Origin of the sequence: Accumulibacter sp. (genome assembly GCF_031732815.1) — a bacterium.
In the GTDB taxonomy this organism is placed as follows: Bacteria; Pseudomonadota; Gammaproteobacteria; order Burkholderiales; family Rhodocyclaceae; genus Accumulibacter.
The window spans coordinates 1-4,751 of the sequence record NZ_JAVMKF010000139.1; the positions used below are offsets into that span (position 1 = coordinate 1).

The 4,751-nt window shown below is 64.6% G+C and carries 6 protein-coding genes; 4 read left to right on the forward strand and 2 right to left on the reverse strand.

Going from position 1 to position 4,751, the window contains the following annotated elements; translation table 11 throughout:
• On the reverse strand, positions 1-964 hold a 964-nt coding region (locus RKP46_RS09710), incomplete at its 3' end, for an FGGY family carbohydrate kinase (protein WP_311106460.1).
• Positions 965-1,016: 52 nt separating this feature from the next.
• A complete protein-coding gene (locus RKP46_RS09715) occupies positions 1,017-1,592 on the reverse strand; it encodes a TetR/AcrR family transcriptional regulator (protein WP_311106461.1) in 576 nt (191 codons plus the stop codon).
• Between the two features lie 257 nt (positions 1,593-1,849).
• Here RKP46_RS09715 and RKP46_RS09720 point away from each other — a divergent pair, with 257 nt between their 5' ends.
• The 4 genes from RKP46_RS09720 to RKP46_RS09735 form a co-directional block, all read left to right on the forward strand.
• Positions 1,850-2,599 carry an electron transfer flavoprotein subunit beta/FixA family protein gene (locus RKP46_RS09720; protein WP_311106462.1) on the forward strand — a complete coding sequence of 250 codons (750 nt, stop codon included), beginning with the start codon at positions 1,850-1,852 and terminating at the stop codon, positions 2,597-2,599.
• Between the two features lie 2 nt (positions 2,600-2,601).
• Positions 2,602-3,534 (forward strand): FAD-binding protein, encoded by a 933-nt coding sequence (locus RKP46_RS09725; protein ID WP_311106463.1) that lies wholly within the window; start codon positions 2,602-2,604, stop codon positions 3,532-3,534.
• A gap of 21 nt (positions 3,535-3,555) precedes the next feature.
• Entirely contained in the window at positions 3,556-4,221 is a 666-nt protein-coding gene (locus tag RKP46_RS09730) for an energy-coupling factor ABC transporter permease (RefSeq protein WP_311106464.1), read from the forward strand.
• A 63-nt stretch (positions 4,222-4,284) separates the two neighbouring features.
• Positions 4,285-4,751 (forward strand): acyl-CoA dehydrogenase N-terminal domain-containing protein (locus RKP46_RS09735; RefSeq protein WP_311106465.1); only part of this gene is annotated, 467 nt, incomplete at its 3' end.

Consider the following 4,751-nt stretch of genomic DNA (forward strand, 5'->3'; position numbering starts at 1 on the left):
CGTCGCGCAGCCATTGCACGGTGGCGCCACCCATGAAGACGCTGCCTTCGAGCAGATACGTCGTCGTCCCCTGGCGCCGCCAGCCGATCGTGGTCAGCATGCGGTGCGCGGAGGGCATTGCCTGGCGGCCGGTGTTCATCAGCAGGAAGCAGCCGGTGCCGTAGGTGTTCTTGGCCATGCCGTGCGTCAGGCACACCTGGCCGAAGGTCGCCGCCTGCTGGTCGCCGGCGATCGCGCTGAGTGGCAGCGATGCGCCGAGCCATTCCGCGCCAAGCCGCGTGATTTCGCCACTGCTATCGACGACCTCGGGCAGAATCGCGCGCGGGATGTCGAAGAGGTGCAGCAGTTCGTCGTCCCAGGTGCCGCGTTCGAGGTCGAAAAGCAGCGTGCGCGAGGCATTCGATGCATCGGTCACATGGGCCCGGCCGCCCGATAGCTGCCAGGCGAGCCAGGTATCGATCGTGCCGCAGGCCAGTTCGCCGCGTTCGGCGCGCGCGCGCGCGCCCGGGATGTGGTCGAGCAGCCACTGGATCTTGCTGCCCGAAAAGTACGCGTCGAGCTGCAGGCCGGTGCGCTGGCGAATGAGTTCGCCGTGCCCGGCGGCGAGCAGGGCGGCACAGCGGTCGGCCGTCCGCCGGTCTTGCCAGACGATGGCGCGGTGTAGCGGGCGGCCGCTGGCGCGCTCCCAAAGGACGGTCGTTTCGCGCTGATTGGCGATGCCGACGGCGGCGATCTGGCCGGCGCTGATGTTGTTCTCGCGCAGGACGCTGCGGGCGACCGCCAGTTGCGTCTGCCAGATTTCGTCGGCGTCGTGTTCGACCCATCCGGGCTGGGGATAGTGCTGCGCGTATTCCTGCTGAGCGACCGCGCGCAGGCTGCCATCGCGTGCAAAGAGGATGGCGCGCGAGCTGGTCGTCCCCTGGTCGAGCGCGAGGATGAACTGTTGATGAGGGGCCTGTGACATGTGAGCGCTCCCGCGGCATGGGATGAACGAGCGCTGAGCCGACCGGCGGCGCTCAGGCGTGTACGATGAGGTCGGCGATCCAGCGTTTGAAATCGGCCAGTCGGGAATCGAAGCCCTCGCAGACCATCAGACTCTGGCCAAAGACGTAGGCGTAGAGCAGGACGCTGCGACTCCTGGCTTCGTCGTCGCTCAGCCCGCGCGCCAGGTAGAGCTTGCGCGTGCACTCGAGGCGCCACGCGTCGACTTCGGCGACGATGGCGGCCGCCTGCTCGTCGCGGCGCGCCCATTCGCGCACGGCGAGTTCGATCGAGATGCCTTTGCGGTTGCGCGTGGCGCCATAGACCTCGATCAGGTGCAGCAGTTGCTCGCGTTCGTTGCCCGGGGTGGCGATGGTCTGTTTGTTGATGTCGCGTATGCGTCCGTCGCGCCAGGTCTGCAGAACGGCACAGAAGAGATCCTGCCGGTCCTTGAAGTGCCAGTAGAAGCTGCCCTTGGTGACGCCGAAATTCTTCGCCAGCACCTCCACCCGCATGCCCTGGACACCTTGTTCGGCAAGGATGTTGATCGCCGCTTCGATCCACTCGTGACGGTCGAGAGGAGTGCGTGGTCTGCCACCCGAAGACTTCATTCTGATCTGGTCCTTTCCTGATTTCTTCGCCTGAGGCAATATCACAGTTTCGCGTGACACCATCGTGCCGACGGTGTTGACAGGAGACTTTCCATACGGTACCGTACGCCATCCATACCAGAAAGTATGGCCTATTGTCCGGTGAGATTTCGGCGATGTCAAACGTGCGCTTCAGGTGGCGCGCTTGGCGTCGTTTTCAGTGCGTGGCGCGCGGCGCGCCCGGCGATTTGATCAGTGAGTGATAAAAGGAGAGAAACTTGAAAATCCTCGTTCCAGTCAAGCGGGTGGTGGACTACAACGTCAAGGTGCGGGTCAGGCCGGATGGCAGCGATGTCGATCTGGCGAACGTCAAGATGTCGATGAACCCTTTCGATGAGATCGCCGTCGAACAGGCCGTCCGTCTGAAAGAAGCCGGGGTAGCGAGCGAGGTTGTGGTGGTCTCGGCCGGTGTCGCCAATTGTCAGGAAACGCTGCGCACGGCGATGGCGATCGGCGCTGATCGCGGCATTCTGATTCAGGCCGACGGCGAACTGCAGCCGCTGGCAGTGGCCAGGCTGCTCAAGGCGGTTTGCGAGAAGGAGCAGCCGCAGATCGTCTTCTGCGGCAAGCAGGCGATCGACGACGACGCCAACCAGACCGGCCAGATGCTGGCCGGCCTGCTCAACTGGCCGCAAGCGACCTTCGTCTCGCAGGTCGCCGTTACCGGCAGCCAGGCGACCGTGACGCGCGAGATCGACAGCGGTCTGGAGACCGTCGAAGTGCCGTTGCCGGCCGTCCTGACGGCCGACCTGCGGCTCAACGAGCCGCGCTACGCGACGCTGCCCAACATCATGAAGGCGAAGAAGAAGCCGCTCGAGACGCTGACTCCGGCGGCGCTTGGCGTGGACGTGACGCCGCGCCTGAAGACGCTCAAGGTGGCCGAGCCGGCGAAGCGGACGGCGGGGATCAAGGTGGCCGACGCCGCCGATCTGGTGTTGAAACTGAAGACTGAAGCGAAGGTGATCTGACCATGGCCATTCTCGTTATTGCTGAACACGACAATACCTCGATCAAGGCCGCGACGCTGAACGCGGTGAGCGCCGCGGCGAAGATCGGTGGCGAACTTCACCTGCTCGTCGCCGGCAGCGCTTGTGCGGCAGCGGCGCAGGCAGCCGCACAGATTGCCGGGGTGAGCAAGGTGCTCGTCGCCGACGCGGCGCATTATGCCGACCAGTTGCCAGAGAACCTGAGCGCGCTGGTCGTCGCGCAAGCCGCGGCCTACAGCCACATCCTGGCCGCCGCGACGACCAGCGGGAAGAACTTCATGCCACGCGTCGCCGCGCTGCTCGACGTGGCGCAAGTCTCCGAAATCATTGGCGTGGTTTCGCCGGATACCTTCGTTCGCCCGATCTACGCCGGGAACGTCGTGGCCACCGTACAGTCGAGCGATCCGATCAAGGTCGTGACCGTGCGTGCGACGGCTTTTGAAGCGGCCGGCGAGGGCGGCAGCGCCGCCGTCGAAAGCCTGCCGGCTGGACCGGATCTGGGGCTCGCTCGACTGGTCGGGCGCGAATTGACCAAGTCCGAGCGCCCGGAGCTGACGGCCGCGCGCGTCGTCATTTCGGGCGGCCGCGGTCTCGGTAACGGTGAGAATTTCCACAAGCTGATCGAGCCGCTGGCCGACAAGCTTGGTGCGGCGATCGGCGCCTCGCGCGCGGCCGTCGATGCCGGCTTCGTCCCGAACGATTATCAGGTCGGGCAGACCGGCAAGATCGTGGCGCCGCAGCTCTACATTGCGGTGGGCATTTCCGGGGCGATCCAGCACCTGGCCGGAATGAAGGACAGCAAGGTGATCGTCGCGATCAACAAGGACGCCGAAGCACCGATCTTTCAGGTCGCCGACTACGGCCTGGTCGGCGATCTCTTCGAGGTTCTGCCGGCCTTGCTGGCGGAACTCGGCTGATCAGCGGGCGGCGCGGGCGCGATGAATCTGCCGGATGGTCTGCTCGACGCGAGTTGGACGATTCCGGCATGGTTTGTCTTTGTCTTGATCGCCGCGCGCGCCTTGCGTCGGGCAGAGTGGCGCGTGCTGGTCGACAGTGCGCGCCTGAACGCCTTTCTCGGCATGCTCGTCGCGCTGCTTCTGCTCTGGCACCTGCAGGCCGGGATCAAGCCCGGCCTGACGCTGCACCTGCTCGGCGCGACGGTGCTGACCCTGTGCTTTGGCTGGCGTCTGGCCTTCATCGGCCTGTCGCTCGTCCTCTTCGGTGTGACGCTGAATGGTTTTGCCGGTTGGCAGGTTTTTGCCGTCAATGCCTTGCTGATGGCCGGCGTGGGCGTTGCGGTCAGCGCACTGCTGCATCGACTGGTCGAGCGGCTGCTGCCGCAGCACGTTTTCGTCTATATCTTTTGTAATGGTTTTTTTGCTGCGGCGCTTACGGTGCTCGCCGTCGGCGCAGTATCCTGCCTGGTTCTCGCCCTTGCCGGAGCGTATCGCGGCGAGTACCTGGGTGAGGAATACCTGCCGTACTTTCTGCTGCTCGGCTTTTCCGAGGCGTGGCTCTCCGGCATGCTGACCACGCTGCTGGTGGTCTACCGGCCGGATCTGCTGACTGACTTTGAGGACAAGCGCTACCTTGGCCAAGGTTGACACCTTGGTGGACGAGTGGCCGGATGGACTGAATGAATTGCCCCAATCGAGAAGGAGAATCGAATGAGTGAATACTATGCCCCCTTGCGCGACATGCAGTTCGTGTTGAAGGAACTGGCCGGCCTCGATGCGGTTGCCCAGTTGCCGGGGTGCGAGGAAGCAACGCCGGACCTGGTCGATGCCGTTCTTGAGGAAGCCGCCCGCTTTGCCCTCGAGGTTCTCTCGCCGCTGAACTATCCGGGCGATCAGGCAGGCGCGACCTGGCACGACAAGGCGGTGACCATGCCGGCCGGGTTCAAGGAGGCGTACAAGCTGTTCGTCGAAAGCGGTTGGGCGGCTCTGGCCAGCGAGCCGGAGTGGGGCGGGCAGGGTCTGCCCAAGGTGGTTGCCGCGGCGGTCGGCGAGATGTGGAAAGCGGCCAATCATGCGTTCTCGCTCTGTCCGTTGCTGACCACCGGCGCGATCGAGGCGCTCGTTCTGTCCGGTAGCGAAGAACTGAAGAAGACCTATCTCGAAAAGATGGTGAGCGG